At 39.4% G+C, this 16,425-nt stretch carries 12 protein-coding genes, 1 tRNA gene and 1 pseudogene; 3 read left to right on the top strand and 11 right to left on the bottom strand.

All coding sequences use genetic code 11. The annotated features are described in order from the left end of the window. Positions 1–160: 160 nt before the first annotated feature. The 4 genes and pseudogenes from MK482_RS04300 to MK482_RS04315 form a co-directional block, all read right to left on the bottom strand. Entirely contained in the window at positions 161–991 is an 831-nt protein-coding gene (locus tag MK482_RS04300; RefSeq protein WP_268718079.1) for an energy-coupling factor transporter transmembrane component T family protein, read from the bottom strand. Beyond that, a complete protein-coding gene (locus MK482_RS04305; RefSeq protein WP_268718080.1) occupies positions 976–2,658 on the bottom strand; it encodes an ABC transporter ATP-binding protein in 1,683 nt (560 codons plus the stop codon). Before MK482_RS04305 ends, MK482_RS04300 begins: the two co-directional genes overlap by 16 nt. Before the next feature lie 278 nt (positions 2,659–2,936). Continuing rightward, entirely contained in the window at positions 2,937–3,482 is a 546-nt protein-coding gene (locus tag MK482_RS04310) for an ECF-type riboflavin transporter substrate-binding protein (protein ID WP_268718081.1), read from the bottom strand. Positions 3,483–3,497: 15 nt separating this feature from the next. Further along, positions 3,498–3,820: pseudogene (locus MK482_RS04315) on the bottom strand (SAM hydroxide adenosyltransferase). 251 nt (positions 3,821–4,071) lie between these two features. Here MK482_RS04315 and trkA point away from each other — a divergent pair. After that, the gene (trkA, locus tag MK482_RS04320) at positions 4,072–5,421 is read left to right on the top strand and encodes a Trk system potassium transporter TrkA (RefSeq protein WP_268718082.1); all 1,350 of its coding nucleotides are present in this window, start codon (positions 4,072–4,074) and stop codon (positions 5,419–5,421) included. Between the two features lie 3 nt (positions 5,422–5,424). Next, positions 5,425–6,864, top strand: a complete 1,440-nt coding sequence (locus MK482_RS04325) for a TrkH family potassium uptake protein (RefSeq protein ID WP_268718083.1) — start codon at positions 5,425–5,427, stop codon at positions 6,862–6,864. Positions 6,865–6,954: 90 nt separating this feature from the next. Here the strand turns inward: MK482_RS04325 and MK482_RS04330 are convergent, their stop codons facing one another. The 5 genes from MK482_RS04330 to MK482_RS04350 all read right to left on the bottom strand — a co-directional run bounded on the left by MK482_RS04330 (position 6,955) and on the right by MK482_RS04350 (position 13,436). Further along, entirely contained in the window at positions 6,955–7,881 is a 927-nt protein-coding gene (locus MK482_RS04330) for an ATP-binding cassette domain-containing protein (RefSeq protein ID WP_124788145.1), read from the bottom strand. Positions 7,882–7,891: 10 nt separating this feature from the next. Beyond that, positions 7,892–8,959, bottom strand: coding sequence for an ABC transporter ATP-binding protein (locus tag MK482_RS04335; RefSeq protein ID WP_124788146.1), 1,068 nt, complete (start codon positions 8,957–8,959; stop codon positions 7,892–7,894). An 8-nt stretch (positions 8,960–8,967) separates the two neighbouring features. Then, positions 8,968–9,894, bottom strand: a complete 927-nt coding sequence (gene oppC / locus MK482_RS04340) for an oligopeptide ABC transporter permease OppC (RefSeq protein ID WP_268718084.1) — start codon at positions 9,892–9,894, stop codon at positions 8,968–8,970. Continuing rightward, on the bottom strand, positions 9,894–11,390 hold the full coding sequence (locus MK482_RS04345) for an ABC transporter permease (protein ID WP_124788148.1): 1,497 nt from the start codon (positions 11,388–11,390) through the stop codon (positions 9,894–9,896). The genes oppC and MK482_RS04345 overlap by 1 nt, the downstream gene beginning before the upstream one ends. A gap of 66 nt (positions 11,391–11,456) precedes the next feature. Then, the gene (locus MK482_RS04350) at positions 11,457–13,436 is read right to left on the bottom strand and encodes a peptide ABC transporter substrate-binding protein (protein WP_268718085.1); all 1,980 of its coding nucleotides are present in this window, start codon (positions 13,434–13,436) and stop codon (positions 11,457–11,459) included. Between the two features lie 305 nt (positions 13,437–13,741). On the opposite strand from MK482_RS04350, the gene MK482_RS04355 reads away from it, so the two are divergent. Further along, positions 13,742–13,812: transfer RNA gene (locus MK482_RS04355), tRNA-Cys, on the top strand. A 185-nt stretch (positions 13,813–13,997) separates the two neighbouring features. Here MK482_RS04355 and MK482_RS04360 read toward each other — a convergent pair. Then, on the bottom strand, positions 13,998–15,329 hold the full coding sequence (locus MK482_RS04360) for a hemolysin family protein (RefSeq protein WP_247949618.1): 1,332 nt from the start codon (positions 15,327–15,329) through the stop codon (positions 13,998–14,000). A gap of 267 nt (positions 15,330–15,596) precedes the next feature. After that, positions 15,597–16,421 carry a DNA-entry nuclease EndA gene (endA, locus tag MK482_RS04365; protein WP_214617458.1) on the bottom strand — a complete coding sequence of 275 codons (825 nt, stop codon included), beginning with the start codon at positions 16,419–16,421 and terminating at the stop codon, positions 15,597–15,599. Positions 16,422–16,425 lie beyond the last annotated feature (4 nt).

The following is a 16,425-nucleotide window of genomic DNA, read 5'->3' on the forward strand; positions in this document are numbered from 1 at the left end:
GCCACACTGCCCGGAGTCAAGCTCAGCAAACAGCGTGGTTAAGGCATCGTTAACTTACCTCACAACAGGTTTGAAGTAAATCAGCGAAACTACTTTCTTAGTATAACACTTTCAGAATCATTGTCAATAGAAACGACTTGATTTTTTCAATTTTTTCAAGCTATTTCCAAGGGTTGTAAAATCGTCCCTGATTCTGCAAGATAAGTAGTAAACTAGCTACTAAAAACAAGGTTGCCAAGAACAAGGTAAGATAGTCTCCTTTTTTCAAGGCCTGGTAACTATACCAAGTGCGTTTTTTCTCTTTCCCAAAGCGTCGAAGCTCCATGGCGGTCGCAATGGTATCAATGCGTTCTAGCGAGCTAAAAATCAAGGGCGTAATAATGCGCAGATTGCCTTTGATTCGTTGCATAAGAGAAGCTTTATTGGATAATTCCATCCCACGCGCCTCCTGAGACATCTTGATGGTAAAAAATTCTTCCTGCAAATCTGGAATATAGCGCAAGGTCAGGCTAACTGAATAGGCAATCTTGTAAGGAACACCAATTTGATTTAAACTGGAAGCAAACTGACTAGGATGGGTTGTCATCAAAAAGATAATAGCCAGAGGAATGGTGCAAAGGTACTTAATATCCAAATTTAGCAGATAAAAGAGCTCTTGACTGGTCAGAGTGTAGGCACCGATTCCCTGCCAAATCACACTTCTCTCTCCGTAAAGTCCAACCCCATACTCGGGAGAAAAGAGATAGACCATCAAGACATTCAAAATCGCAAATACCGTAGCAAAAACGGCTACAAAGGAAACATCTTTAAAACGGATTTCTGACAAATAGAGGAGAAAGACCGAAAATATGGCAATCAGAACAAGCAGTCTGGTATCATAGCTAATCATGGCCGCCAATGACACGAGAATGAAAAAGAGGAGTTTCCCAGCTCCTGACAAGTGATGAATCACAGTATCTCTATGCTGGTAACCGATTAATTTAGCTTGCATCCTTCTCTCCTTTCTTTGTAAAATGCCGTTAAAGCAAGTGGATTCACATCTAATTTCGTGGCCAAGTTAAAGATAGAAGTTTCTTTTAGATTGGCTTTCACTAACAGCTCAGGATTGCTCAACAGACTAGCTGGATCAGTATCAGCAATCAATTCCCCATCCACCATGACAAGGGCCCGATCTGAATAATCCAGCATCAATTGCATATCATGAGTAATCATGACAATGGTATGACCTTTTTGATGCAACTCTTCGAGAAATTCCATAATCTCAGTATAGTTCTTCTGGTCTTGACCTGCTGTCGGTTCATCTAAGAGGATAATTTCAGCCCCCAAGACCAAAATTGAAGCAATGGTGACACGTTTTTTCTGACCAAATGACAGGGCAGAAATAGGCCAATTACGAAATTCATATAGACCACAGATTTTCAAAGTTTCATAGACTTTCGTTTCAATTTCCTGCTCGTCCACACCTCGCAAACGAAGTCCCAGAGCCACCTCATCAAAAATCATATTGGTTGAAATCATTTGATTAGGATTTTGCAGCACATAGCCTACTCGTTCCGCCCGCTCTGCAACAGAATCTCCTTTGATATCCTGCCCTTCCCAAAGATAGCGACCTTCCGTCTGGATAAAGCTACTTAAGGCCTTGGCTAGGGTTGATTTCCCAGCCCCATTTTTTCCGACAATGGCAATTTTTTCGCCCTTTTTAATACCTAAATGAATGGATTTTAAAATCGGTCTATCATCATAAGAAAAAGACACGTCCTCTAATTTAAAGAGTGACTGCAATTCTGGGATTTCTTTTGCCAGTTCATTCTTCAACTGAACCTGACCTTTTGAGATAGACAAGTTATCAAGATCTGCTAATTGTTCTTCCTTGACTAAATCCACACCCAATTGACGGAGAGTGGTTAGATAAAGGGGTTCCCGAATTCCATTTTGTGTCAATAAATCAGTTGCTAGTAACTGGTCAGGGCTCCCATTAAAAAGGATACGACCATCGTTTATCAAGACAATCCGATCCACAGGGCAATGCAGAACATCCTCCAAACGGTGCTCGATAATAAGAGTCGTCGTCCCCTCCTCCTTATGAATCTGATCAATCAATTCGATAATATCCTGACCTGACTTGGGATCTAGATTGGCGAGTGGTTCATCAAACAAGAGAATCGGACTCTCATCAATCAAGACACCAGCCAGACTAACTCGCTGCTTTTGCCCACCAGACAAATCCTGAGGTCGCTGAGCTAGTAAATCAAGAAGGTTCAGCTTTTCAGCCCATTTATGAACACGATTTTTCATCTCATCTAGAGCTGTCACGTCATTTTCCAGAGCAAAAGCCAAATCCTCTGCCACGGATAACCCGATAAACTGCCCATCTGTATCCTGCAAAACTGTGCTGACTAGATGAGATTTATCATAGATGCTCATATCGAAGGCTGCTTGCCCCTTGATCAAAAATTCTCCAGACATATGACCCTTGTAAATATTGGGAATAATCCCATTCAAACATTGACCCAAGGTCGACTTACCTGACCCGGATGGCCCAACAATTAAGACTTTCTCTCCCTTATAAATGGTCAAGTCCACCCCTTGCAAGGTTGGTTCTTGTTGCGTTTCATACTGGAAAGAGAAATCCTTCCACTCAATTATAGCTTCTTTCATCTTACTCTCTTCATTCGCTTCTTCTACTCAATGAAAATCAAAGAGCAAACCAAAAAGCTAGCCGTAGGTTGCTCAAAACACTGTTTTGAGGTTGCAGATAGAGCTGACGCGGTTTGAAGAGATTTTCGCAGAGTATTAGACTTCTATTTTATCATAAATCTACCCCTTCTTGCAGACTCTTCTCTTAAAAACTTAGCGCCAAAAAAATTCCTATCCTAGCTTGCCTAACTAGTCTATAAACATCGAAAAAGACCGGTTGCCCAGCCTTTTCCTTTATGTTAATCCTTTTTCAAACTTCCCGAACGAGTCTGCGTACGTGAATAAGCTAGCAAGAGAAGGGTCCCTGCGATAGCTACAGTTACAGCATTAGCAATTCCCGCAACAATCCCTTGGGCAAATACTTTTTCTGCCGCTTCTTGATAAATCACAACATCTCCAAGTGGTGCCAAGACACCCCAAACAAGAGCATTTGCAACAATCTGAATGAGGTTAAAGAAAACAATATCCTTCAATTCAAAAATACCCTGAGTTACTCGAATGTATTTTCTAAAGAGTCCGACGGCTAGACCAAAGAGACCACTAGCAATAATCCAAGTCCACCAAAGACCGTAGCCAGCAAGCGAGTCCTTCACTGCATGCCCAATTAAACCAACAAGTAATCCCACTAGAGGGCCAAAAATGATAGACAAGAGACTCTGTACCGCATACTGAAGCTGGATGCTTGTATTTGGAACGGGTGTCGGAATGCTGATCATCCCGATGACAACAAAGAGCGCAGCTCCAACACCGATAGCAACAACTTGTTTAATTGATTGATTTTTCATCTATATTCTCCTATTTTATGATTCTATTTTCTTTATTTCAATGGTCCAAGATGAACCGACGCCCACATTATAAGCTTTGGCAAAGGAACCTTGGTTGATAGCCAGACCTAAACGATAGAGGGAATTGATGTAAAGGATGGGTTGCCCAATCCTCACATCTGCAAATGATTTGCCATAAACAACCTGATTTTGATAGACCAGCATATCTGCATGATAGAGGTCCAAAACGAACATCCAGAATATCAATAGCTCCCTTCAAAAATATTATAAGGCGTGATATCGTGCGTCAAATGATGAATTTTTAAGGTTGGAGACTCTTCTAAAGCCACTCCAATCATAGCCGATACCGCACCATCAACCAGACCAAAGTCTGATTATAATACCAGTAAATTATTATTCATTTTATCTCCTTGTATATCCTTTATCATACCATATTTCATAGAAAGATGCTACTAGCTATTTCAATTGATTAGGGTATAGTTTTACCTTATAGCAAATTTCCTACTAAAAGCTCTTGTTATTAGCTAGTAGGTGCATTTTTTCTTGAAAAAAGGTATGATAGTTACATCATGAAAAAGTAGGTTTTGTTATGAAAATTATCCTTGTCGGAGGGGGAAAAGTTGGTTTTGCTCTCTGTCGCTCCCTGGTTGCAGAAAAGCATGATGTTTTGCTGATTGAGCAAGACGAAGCCGTTCTCAATCATATTGTTAATCGCTTTGATATCATGGGTATCCTTGGTAACGGGGCCGATTTCACCATCCTTGAGCAAGCCAGTGTTCAGGATTGTGATATCTTTATCGCCTTGACTGAATACGATGAAGTGAACATGATTGCAGCCGTTCTAGCCAAAAAAATGGGGGCTAAAGAAACCATCGTTCGGGTGCGAAATCCTGAATACTCTAACTCTTATTTCAAAGAAAAGAATATTCTCGGCTTTTCTCTTATCGTAAATCCTGAGCTCTTGGCTGCCCGCGCTATCGCCAATATCATTGACTTCCCCAACGCCCTATCTGTCGAACGCTTTGCTGGTGGACGCGTTAGCCTCATGGAATTTGTTGTCAAATCCACTAGCGGTCTTTGCCAAATGCCTATTTCTGATTTTCGGAAAAAATTCGGCAATGTCATTGTCTGCGCCATAGAAAGAGATCATCAAATTATCATCCCAAGTGGTGACATGACCATACAGGATAAAGATAGAATCTTTGTCACTGGTAACCGTGTTGATATGATGCTCTTCCATAATTATTTCAAATCTCGTGCTGTGAAGAGCCTTCTCATCGTTGGAGCAGGTAGAATTGCCTATTATCTACTAGGTATCCTCAAAGACAGTCGTATTGATACCAAAGTCATCGAGATTAATCCTGAAAGAGCACGTTTCTTTAGTGAGAAATTCCCTAACCTCTATATTGTCCAAGGAGATGGTACCGCAAAAGATATCTTACTAGAAGAAAGTGCTCAAAACTATGATGCAGTAGCAACCCTAACAGGAGTTGACGAAGAGAATATTATCACTTCTATGTTCCTGGATAGTGTCGGGGTGCAAAAAAATATTAGCAAGGTTAACAGAACTAGTCTCCTTGAAATTATTCATGCGCCTGATTTCTCAAGCATTATCACTCCGAAAATCATCGCTGTAGATACAATCATGCACTTTATTCGTGGCCGTGTTAATGCCCAATATTCAGACCTTCAAGCCATGCACCATCTAGCAAATGGTCAAATCGAAACCCTGCAATTCCATATCAAGGAAGCCAACAAAATGACTGCCAAACCTCTTTCTCAACTGAAACTGAAAAAAGGGGTTCTTATTGCAGCCATCATTCGAAAAGGAAAGACTATTTTCCCTACTGGGGAGGATACGCTTGAAGTCGGAGACAAGCTCCTAGTAACAACCTTGTTGCCAAACATCACCAAGATTTATGATTTGATTGCGAGGTAAGAAATGAATAAAAGTATGATTCGTTACCTCCTTTCAAAGTTACTTTTGATTGAAGCTGTTCTCCTCTTGGTTCCTGTTGCGATTGCCATATACTACCATGAATCGAGCCAAGTCTTTACAGCCCTCTTTACAACGATTGGGATTCTCGTATTACTAGGTGGTTCAGGAATTTTACAAAAGCCAAAAAATCAACGGATTTACGCCAAGGAGGGAATCTTGATTGTTGCCCTCTGTTGGATCCTTTGGTCTTTCTTTGGCGGTCTCCCCTTTGTTTTTGCTGGGCAAATTCCCAGCCTTATCGATGCCTTTTTTGAAATCAGTTCTGGCTTTACAACTACTGGAGCAACTATTCTGAATGACGTTTCAGTTCTCAGCCGCTCCCTCCTCTTCTGGCGAAGTTTTACCCACTTGATTGGAGGGATGGGGGTGCTTGTTTTTGCGCTTGCTATTATGGATAATGCCAAGAATAGCCACCTAGAGGTGATGAAGGCTGAGGTTCCTGGCCCTGTTTTTGGCAAGGTTGTATCCAAACTCAAAAATACTGCCCAAATTCTCTATCTCCTTTATCTAGCTCTCTTCTCCCTCTTTGTCATCATCTATTATCTAGCTGGCATGCCCCTATTTGATAGTTTTGTCATTGCCATGGGAACAGCAGGTACCGGAGGATTTACCGTCTATAACGACGGGATTGCTCACTATGGTAGCTCACTGATTACCTATCTGGTTAGTATCGGAGTTTTGGTTTTTGGGGTAAATTTCAATCTCTACTACTACCTTATGCTCCGTCGCGTCAAGGCCTTCTTTGGAGATGAAGAACTTCGAGCTTACTTGGTCATTGTACTGCTTTCTACAGGCTTGATTAGCCTCAATACCCTCTATCTCTATCCAGGATTTTCCAAGAGCTTTGAAATGGCCTTCTTCCAGGTTTCCAATATCATTACAACGACTGGTTTTGGTTACGGAGATATTACCAACTGGCCCCTCTTCTCCCAGTTTATCCTCCTCTTCCTCATGGGAATCGGTGGTTCTGCTGGTTCAACCGCAGGTGGACTCAAGATTATTCGAGGCCTTATCCTTTCAAAAATTGCTAAAAATCAAATTTTGTCAATCCTATCGCCCCACCGTGTCTTGACCCTCCATGTTAATAAAACGGTAATTGACAAAGATACCCAGCATAAGATTCTCAAGTACTTTGTTATCTATGCTATGATTTTGCTATCCCTTATCTTTATTGTCAGCCTAGATAGCAACGATTTTCTGGTTGTGACCAGCGCTGTCTTTAGCTGTTTCAATAATATAGGACCTATTCTAGGAACCACTTCTAGTTTCTCAATCTTTAGTCCTATCTCAAAAATTCTCCTCTCCTTTGCAATGATTGCAGGTCGTTTGGAGATTTATCCAATCCTACTTCTCTTTATGAAGAGAACTTGGTCTAAACGTTAATTACAACATTACTCCCCTTTTACAAAATCGTAAAAGGGGATTTTTTAAACTAAAAATGAGAAGACCAAATAGTCCTCTCGTAGTATTATCTTATCTAAGATTTGCTGTATAACGAGCTACTTCCGCTTGATTAGCCCAAACATAATGACCTGGACGAATTTCTACCATAGATGGCTTATCTGTCTCATAATCATGTTGATCTGGATCATATACTTTCAAGACCTTCTTGCGTTCCAAGATTGGGTCTGGAATTGGTACAGCTGAAAGCAAGGCCTGAGTATATGGATGAATTGGATTATTAAACAATTCTTCTGTTTCTGCAACCTCTACAATAACACCCTTATAAATAACTGCGATACGATCTGAAATAAAGCGAACAACTGACAAATCATGAGCAATGAAGAGATAAGTCAAACCTAACTCTTTTTGGAATTTCTTAAGCAAGTTCAAAACTTGGGCACGCACAGAAACGTCCAAGGCTGAAATTGGCTCATCTGCAATAACGAAATCAGGCTCCATAACAAGGGCACGGGCAATCCCGATACGCTGACGTTGACCACCAGAAAACTCATGTGGGTAACGGGTCAAGTGTTCTTTTAAAAGCCCAACTTCATGAATCATCTTTTGAACTTTTTCTTGTCTATCTTCTTCATCTTTAAACAAATGGTAGTTATAAAGACCTTCCGAGATAATGTAATCAACTGTCGCACGCTCATTCAAGCTGGCTGCAGGGTCTTGGAAAATCATCTGAATACGACGAATCAGCTCTGATGATTCCTTATGTGATTTTTTCCCATTAATCTTCTGACCATCAAAGATAATTTCACCTTTGCTTGTATTGTTCAAACCAATAATAGCACGACCAATGGTTGTTTTTCCACTACCGGATTCACCTACAAGAGAAAATGTCTCTCCCTTGTTGATAAAGAAGTTTGCATTTTTAACTGCAACAAACTTCTTACTTCCTTCACCGAAGGAAATTTCTAAATCTTTAATTTCTACTAATTTTTCAGACATTTCCTTCCTCCTAGTCTTCTAGATGAGCAAAGCCCATTTTATCACGAATCTTGTCATGCAAATCTGCTATAACTCCTGGTTTTTCAACTTTAGGAGCATTTTCATGAAGCAACCAAGTCTTAGCCCAATGAGTATCACTAACAGAAAACTTAGGCGCTTTTTGTTCAAAGTCAATTTGCATAGCATAATCTGAACGAAGGGCAAAAGCATCACCTTTCAACTCAGTATAAAGAGATGGCGGTGTTCCTGGGATAGAGTATAATTCACCTTTATCATCAGCAAGCTGAGGTAAGCTAGATAAGAGACTCCAGGTATATGGATGGCGTGGGTCGTAGAAGACTTCCTCAACAGTTCCATATTCTACAATTTCCCCAGCGTACATAACCGCTACTTTATCTGCAATACTTGCTACTACACCAAGGTCATGTGTGATAAAGATAATGGTAAAGTGGTACTCATTTTGCAAGGTTTTAAGCAAATCAATAATTTGTGCTTGAATAGTTACGTCAAGGGCAGTTGTAGGTTCATCACAGATTAAGATATCTGGACGACAAGCAAGAGCTATCGCAATAACAATACGTTGACGCATCCCACCAGAATATTGGAAAGGATATTCTTCAAAACGTTTCTCAGCTTCTGGAATTCCGACTTTTTTCATATAGTCGATTGCCATTTCTTTAGCTTCCTTGGCTGTTTTTCCTTGGTGTTTAACGATAACTTCTGTAATTTGGCTACCGATTGTATTGATTGGATCCAAACTTGTCATAGGATCTTGGAAGATGGTCGCAATTTTAGCACCACGAATCTTCTCCCACTCCTTGTTAGAAGCCAGAGCAGTCAAGTCTTGTCCACGATAGTCGATACTTCCTTGAGCAATCCGCCCATTATCTTCTAACATTCCTGTAAAAGTTTTTGTTAATACAGATTTACCAGAACCAGACTCACCTACCAAGGCAAGAACTTCCCCTTCAATCAAATCCAGAGACACTCCTCGGATAGCCGTTAACACTTTGTCACGAACGTCAAATTCCACGACAATATCGCGAGCAGTCAATATTACATTATTTTCTTTTGTCATATTTACTCCTATCTATGTGTACGTGGATCACTAGCATCCGCTAAGTTTTGACCAACAACAAAGAGAGATAAGGATACCAAAATCAATGTTGTTAATGGAATCCAGAATAGGTAAGCGTTGGTCGTAACGTTTTGTGAATAGTCTGAAATCAAACGTCCCAAACTTGGAACTGTCACAGGTAGTCCTAATCCAAAGAAGGAAAGGAAGGCTTCATAAGAGATAAAGCTTGGCAACATCAATGTCATCGTAGATACAATAACAGATACCAATTGTGGCATAATATTTTTGACGATGATTTTAAAGGTAGGTGTTCCAAGAGTTTGAGAAGCGAGGTTGTATTCTAAATCACGATAACGCATGATTTGGATACGAATCATATAAGCAATCCCAATCCAAGTTGTCACACTCATGGCAAAAATCAAATTCCAGAAACCAGCACCAATTGAGTACGTCAAGACAATAACAATCAAGAGAGATGGAATGTTTGAAATAATGTTATAAACTTCCATCATGATACGGTCAACGGATTTTGAAATTCCCCAAATTCCACCAACAATAACACCAATTACAAGGTTAATAAAAGTAGCAATTACAGAGATGAGGATAGAGTTACGCGCACCAAACCAAACCCCATCAAACAAGGATTTACCATTACTATCTGTACCAAACCAATGTTCAGCGTTAGGCTTGATAAAGCGAGCACTGAAGTCATTTACCTTACTTACATCGTTGAAATCAAAATCTGAGAACATTGGGTAAATAAAGCTCATTAAAATAATAGCGACCAAAATACCTAGCATAGCAACTGTCGATTTTTTCTTCAAAAACTGTCTGAAGACAGATCCCCAGTATGAATAAGCTGGTGCATCAATCGTTTCAGAGGCAAAATCGTCACGTTTTACAAACTGAAATTTTTCTTTATCGATTGTTGACATTATTTGCCTCCTTTCTCTGTCAATTTAATACGTGGGTCAAGCATTGTCATCCAGATATCCCCTACAAAGAGTGAGAAGATAGAAATACATGTGAAGATGAAGACAAGACCAACTACCATCGAGTTATTTGACGCCTTAACAGAGTCAATCAACATTTTACCCATACCTGGGAAGGCGAAGACTGTTTCAGTAAGAGTTGCACCACCGATAACCCCGATAACGGCACCAGGAATACCTGAAACCAAAGGAACCATTGCGTTTTTAAAGATATGTTTGTTTGAAATTTCTTTTTCAGACAAACCTTTGGCACGAGCAAAACGAACGAAGTCTTGAGATTGCAAATCGATCATGTAACGACGAATCCAGATAGCTGTACTTGGTGCTCCTAGCAATCCTAGAATAACTGCTGGCAAGACATAAGAACGCCAATCTCCAGCACCCAAGATAGGGAACGAATCTGGAAGACCAATAGATGATCCAATCAAACGAACGATATAAACCAAGGCAATAGTTGGAAGAGCAAGCAAGAAGGTCAATGCACCTGTCGAGAAGCTATCAATCCAAGTATTCTTATGGCGAGCCATAGCAGACCCAAGAGGGATTGCAATAGCATACGAAATAATCAAACCAATTAATCCAGCAACAGCAGAGCTTGCAATCATTGATGGATACTGATAGTTGCTCTCTGTAGCTGTATACGGGTCATTTTTACCATAGTTGGCTACCTCACGAGCGTCTGCCTGACTAGGTGATTTATAAGTACGTGAGTAAATATCTACAGATGAAGTCTTCTTACCAGTAGGGAATTGAACTTGTCCAGTCTTTGTTTGTCCTTGACCTTGTGTAATGACTTGAAGTACGGGCGTGTTTGCATAAGTTGGGTAAGAATCACCTAAATTAACATTCACAAAGTTTTGGTGTACAAATGGGAATTGGTTGTTAAAATACAACAGATACTTATGTTTTGTACCTGAACCAACTAACGACCATCCAATAGCAGGATCATTTTCAAAGCGAAGATAGCGTTCTAAGTTTGGATTTTCAGGGTCTTGAATCTTGTTTGTATGATCAATATCAAGCAAGTTAGCATAGAATTTGAAAACACGTTCAAAAATCGGAATTTCACGCGTAGCATAGAACTGACCACTCTCTGAAAATACACCTAGTGTCCAACCATTACCTAATTGGTTAATGTATTTCTCATAAATCGCTTTATTGCTATCATTAGCATCAACTGTTACCGATGAATCTAATTTACTAGCTTTTTCTTGCAGCTCTTTGGTATCGTAGTACTCGATATAGCCCATACGCTCATAAACAGTATTTTCATAATTATCCCGTTTATCTGGAGTCGTTGCAATCTTATTATAGTTGGTATCCTGTTTAAAAATCAATTTACGAGGTACCATCGTATAGATAATCGTGTAGGTTAAAGTTGTCACCAAGAAAATAGACAACAATGAACGCAAGACACGCATAAAAATATATTTCTTCATATCGTTTCCTTTTTAAATCCCAAAAGAACCTTCTCCTCATGGAGAGAAAGTTCTCTTGAGAGTTATTTATTTAACGTGTTTAGTCAATTCTTTTTGAACTTTTTCGTTTGATTCTTTTTTCTCTTTGAGCCATTTCTCACGAGCTTGTTCATAATCAGCCTTCGTTACAACTTTATCTTGTAACTGAATATATTTGAAGTAGACATCTGAAGCTTTATCTCCAGATTGGCTATAAGAAGCTGAGAATGGTACAACACGAGAAATAAATGGTGCAGCACCGCTAGAAGACATAGCTGGTAGGAAGAGTGAGCTGTCTGTCAACCAAGCTTGAGCAGCAGCATATTTTTCATAACGCTTGTTAAGATCACTTGTTTCTTTTCCAGCTTCATCGAGCAATTTATCGTAATCTTTCATACCAACTTTTGCTGCAGCTGCATTTGATGGGTCATCATAGCCCATATAAGTTTTCGTTTGCTCACTATTAGTTGATTTAAGGATATCAAGATAAGTTGATGGATCTTCATAGTCAGGATTCCATCCAACAGCACCTGAAAGATCCCAATCCTCAGCCGCCGCATTAGCAGCATAATAAGTTACATTAAAGAATTCATCTTTAGAAATTTGTTGAATATCGATGACAACATTTTCTTCACCTAAAACTTTTTCAACTGATTGTTTGAACGACTGAATACGTGCGATATAGTTTTTAGACGTTTGATCTACTGGAACATCCAAGTGGATAGGGAATTTCACTCCTTCTGCTTCCAGAGCAGTTTTAGCTTTAGCAAATTCTGCTTTAGCTTTGTCAGCGTTAAAGAGACCGTCTTGACCATCAGCAAAGTTTACATTTTTCCACTCGTCTCCATAAGTCGTAACTTTTTCAGCAACCAAGTCACCGAAAGTTTTTTCACCTGCAGAAACAAAGTCCGGTTTCACAAATAGATTACGAACTGCTAGAGGAGCGCCTTCTTTACCGTTAACTTGAGCAGAATAAGCTGTACGATCAAAGGCAAAGTTCAAGGCTTGACGGAAATCTTTGTTAAGAAGAGCTTTCTTAGTAGATGTTTTCTCTTCATCTGTTGTCTTAGAAGTATATTTGTAATTTTGACGATCAATATTTACACCTAAACCTCCAACACCAGCTCCTGATGGAGTGTAGAAAATATTATCCTTGTATGACTCCTCTACTTTTGAGAAGTTTGAACTTGTTGGGTAAAGACGAGCAAAACTATAAGCTCCACTTGTAAAGTTACGTTCAAGTGATTCTTGGTCTGAACCATCAAAGTATGCAAGTGTGACTGTATCTAAATGAACATTCTCTTTATCCCAGTACTGCTCATTCTTAGCAAATTCGATAGAAGATTTAGCAGTCAAACCTTTAAGCAAGAAAGGTCCGTTGTAAAGTAAGGATGTAGGATCTGTTGCTTTAGCAAAATCAGAACCTTTTGATTTTTCAAATTCTTCGTTTAACGGCCAGAAAATTGAGTAAGCCATCTTAGAATTCCAGTATGGTTCTGGTTGGTTCAAAGTATACTCAAGAGTATAATCATCGACCGCTTTAATACCTACTGTAGAGAAATCTTTTGAATTACCTGTCAAATAGTCAGATAAACCTTTAACAGAAGTTTCAGCTAGGTAAAGCGCTTCTGATTTTTTATCTGTCGCATGTTTCAATCCATTCACAAAATCTTTAGCAGTCACTTCAGCATATTCTTCACCATCAGATGTCATCCATTTTACACCTTTACGAATTTTGTAGGTATAAGTCAATCCATCTTTTGATACAGACCAGTCTTCTGCAATCGCAGGAGTCAAGTTTCCGTATTTATCATTTGTAAAGAGGCCATCGATTCCGTTTGAAGTAGCCACTTTCGTACTCTGTTTTCCAGAGATAAGATAGTCCAATGTTTCTGGATCAGCTGAATAAACATAGCCATAGGCTTTTGGAGCTGTCGAATCAGATGATTTCGAATTTCCACAAGCAACTAACACACCTGTTGCTAATAAAGCAACTCCTGCTGCAACAAATACTCTACTTTTTTTCATGTTTGTAACTCCTATTGAAAAATTTTGGCTTATTGGAAATTATAACATATATCTTCTAAAAAGTAAACGAATTTTCAGAATATTTAGGCGCATTTCTACCAAAAAAATTTTATTTGTCAAGTTTTTTCAGTTTTTCATCTCATTTCATGAAAAAGTTACTCTAGAAATAGCTCCCTAAAAGCCTTTAAATTCATACTTTCCTTACATTTTTATTTATAGACATAAAACTCATTTTTGTAAACTATTTTTTTGATTAAGAAACTATTGACGTAGAGAAATTTTCAAGGTATAATAGTAAGAGTTATGGCGGTATAGCCAAGTGGTAAGGCACGGCTCTGCAAAAGCTTGATCGTCGGTTCAAATCCGTCTACCGCCTTCTATAGCTTGATTTATCAGGTTTCAAATGAACAGAAAGCCCAATTTAAAGGGCTTTTTTCTTTTTCTTCAGCTAAATAAGCATGATTTTAAAAAACTTCTGAGACTAAGTTTTTTCGAGGACACAATTCCTTTTGAAATCAACTGAAAAAAGCTTTGTCACGCCTGGTGACAAAAGCCTCTATTTTACTCTGTTTCTTCTTCTATTTCAACTTCGGTAATTTGGACTTTTACCTTGGTAACACGTCCATTTTTCACCTTATCATTGGTTAGGATAAGCTGTTTGTTTTGGCTGACTAATTCATAACTGAGTTTCTCAGTCGTTGGAATGGTCCCAACTCCTGTCAAATAGTAACCAGCGATGGTATCAACGTCATCACTTTCCAGTTCAACATCAAAGTAGTCATTAAAATCATTGAGATTCATGGTACCTTGAACAATGTAAGTATCCTCACCGATTTGATGAACATCTATTGCCGCTTTATCTGTTTCGTCATCGATTTCCCCAACGATTTCCTCTAAGAGGTCTTCTAGGGTCACCAAACCAGCCATCCCACCGTATTCATCCAGCAAGATTGCCATTTGTCTTTGGGTATTGCGCAGTTCTTTTAACAAATCATCCACAAAAATAGTTTCAGGAACAAAAAGTGGATCTTGTAAGATTCTCTTCCAAACAATATTGTCAAAACCGTCCACAAAGCCCGCCTTAAGGAGACTCTTGGTGTGAATAATTCCAATCACGTTATCCTTGTCTCCATCATAGACAGGGATACGAGAATAATTTTGTTTTAAAATACTTTGGATGATAGTTTGACTATCATCCTGAATATCCACCATAAAGGCATCCGTTCGAGGAACCATGACTTCTCTGGCCATTAATTCGTCCAGTGAAAAGATCCCTTGTAACATCTCAATTTCGTCAGCATCTAGTGTTTCTTCACTTTTTGTCAACATGTACTCAATTTCATCACGGGTCATTTTTTCGTCAGCATCGTCAAAGGTCATCGGAGTCAAGCGACTCAAGAGATTGGTAGATGCAGATAAGAGCCAAACAAAGGGACTAACTAGTTTCCCCAATCCAATAATAACTGGCGCTGTACGAATCGCCAAGGCATCTTTTAGATTAAGAGCGATTCTCTTAGGATACAATTCCCCAAAAACGATGGAAATATAAGTCAAAAATGCTAAAGACAGAAAACTGGCAACGGCATAAGATGTTTCACCATTTCCAAGCCAAGATGCAATTTCTCGTCCCAGAGTGTCTGCCAAACTCGCCCCTGATAAGATCGTAATCAGGGTAATCCCTACTTGAATGGTTGATAAAAAGTGGTTAGGATTTTCTAGTATCTTCAGCAGACGGATATAGCGTCTATCTCCTTCTTCTGCCTTTTGTTCAACCCGCGCACGATTAAGTGAAACCATGGCCATTTCTGTGGCTGAGAAAAAAGCATTTAACATCGTCAAGATAAACAATAAAACAAATTGTAGCAACAAATTCTGACTACTTGGGTCTTCCATAGTTCTTCTCCTAAAATAGTATCTTATCCTTTATTATATCACAAAATATAGTCCAGTACATATTATTTTTTCTCATACTCTTCGAAGATCTCTTCAAACCACGTCAGCTTTATCTGTAACCTCAAAGCTGTGCTTTGAGCAACCTGCGGCTGGCTTCCTAGTTTGCACTTTGATTTTCATTGAGTATCAGTGTCTATTGTAACCCTGCTTAAACTAGTAAAAAAGAACTCCTATATCCACAAGTGACATAGGAGTTTATGTTATCTTTTACTGAGTAACCGTTACTTCTCCAGTTCGGTAATCCAGTTGAAGCCCTTTTTGAACATTGGGAACCAGAACATTGAATTCCAATTCTCCGTCTGAAGACTTGGCTTCAATCTGTGAAGCTGAAGGAACTAAATCCTCGTTTGAAGCATAATAAAGGGTTACACGGTAACGGACACGCTTGTTTTGGTCCAAGGCTTTACGTACCATACTTTCATAGTAGTTTTGACCAGTTGAATCCTCGGCTTGCGCCTGATTTGCCCAGGCTGTTTGAACAGCAATGTTTTTAGGATTGCTTGTCGAGGCATCGAAACCATCTAAGCCACCGATTAAGGCATAGCCTAACAAGTGACCTCTATCGACTGCATGGGTATAAGATCCCTTTAGATTCTTGACCTGATGCCAGCCTGGTGGAGTCCAAGAAGTCGAACCGTTTCCAGTTTCTTCACGATTCTTGTACTGGCGAGTAGCCTTAGACAAGAGGGCATTAGCTACAGTTGGCACGGTTTCCTTACCCACTGTCTTTGTTTTGTTATCAGCATAAGGCTTACTTGAAACCTTAGCATCTAGATTTGTTTTATTACCATTGACAATAAAAGCACCTGATCCATTCCACTCAAGACTCCCTTTTATTTGACTCTTGACTGCGTCTGTTAAGACACTTTCTGCCAATTCTTGACTAGGAGCTTCAGAAGCTTGTTTGTTCTGACTAACCTTTGTTTTAGGACTATTAGCTGTCGACTGCATCTGCTTGATATAATAGCTTCCCGCAGATAAAAGCAATAACACTAGCAGCCCGATCAGTGTCTGTCTTGTTTTTTTATCCATTTTT

Source organism: Streptococcus mitis (genome assembly GCF_026782865.1).
In the GTDB taxonomy this organism is placed as follows: domain Bacteria; phylum Bacillota; class Bacilli; order Lactobacillales; family Streptococcaceae; genus Streptococcus; species Streptococcus mitis_CG.

Bases quoted from the DNA above. Each gene is read 5' to 3' on its own strand.
- MK482_RS04335 (WP_124788146.1), bottom strand. From the start codon at position 8,959: ATGACAAAAGAAAATAATGTAATATTGACTGCTCGCGATATTGTCGTG.
- MK482_RS04360 (WP_247949618.1), bottom strand. From the start codon at position 15,329: ATGGAAGACCCAAGTAGTCAGAATTTGTTGCTACAATTTGTTTTATTG.
- MK482_RS04330 (WP_124788145.1), bottom strand. From the start codon at position 7,881: ATGTCTGAAAAATTAGTAGAAATTAAAGATTTAGAAATTTCCTTCGGT.
- MK482_RS04305 (WP_268718080.1), bottom strand. From the start codon at position 2,658: ATGAAAGAAGCTATAATTGAGTGGAAGGATTTCTCTTTCCAGTATGAA.
- MK482_RS04345 (WP_124788148.1), bottom strand. From the start codon at position 11,390: ATGAAGAAATATATTTTTATGCGTGTCTTGCGTTCATTGTTGTCTATT.
- endA (WP_214617458.1), bottom strand. From the start codon at position 16,421: ATGGATAAAAAAACAAGACAGACACTGATCGGGCTGCTAGTGTTATTG.
- MK482_RS04325 (WP_268718083.1), top strand. From the start codon at position 5,425: ATGAATAAAAGTATGATTCGTTACCTCCTTTCAAAGTTACTTTTGATT.
- trkA (WP_268718082.1), top strand. From the start codon at position 4,072: ATGAAAATTATCCTTGTCGGAGGGGGAAAAGTTGGTTTTGCTCTCTGT.
- MK482_RS04310 (WP_268718081.1), bottom strand. From the start codon at position 3,482: ATGAAAAATCAATCAATTAAACAAGTTGTTGCTATCGGTGTTGGAGCT.
- MK482_RS04300 (WP_268718079.1), bottom strand. From the start codon at position 991: ATGCAAGCTAAATTAATCGGTTACCAGCATAGAGATACTGTGATTCAT.
- oppC (WP_268718084.1), bottom strand. From the start codon at position 9,894: ATGTCAACAATCGATAAAGAAAAATTTCAGTTTGTAAAACGTGACGAT.
- MK482_RS04350 (WP_268718085.1), bottom strand. From the start codon at position 13,436: ATGAAAAAAAGTAGAGTATTTGTTGCAGCAGGAGTTGCTTTATTAGCA.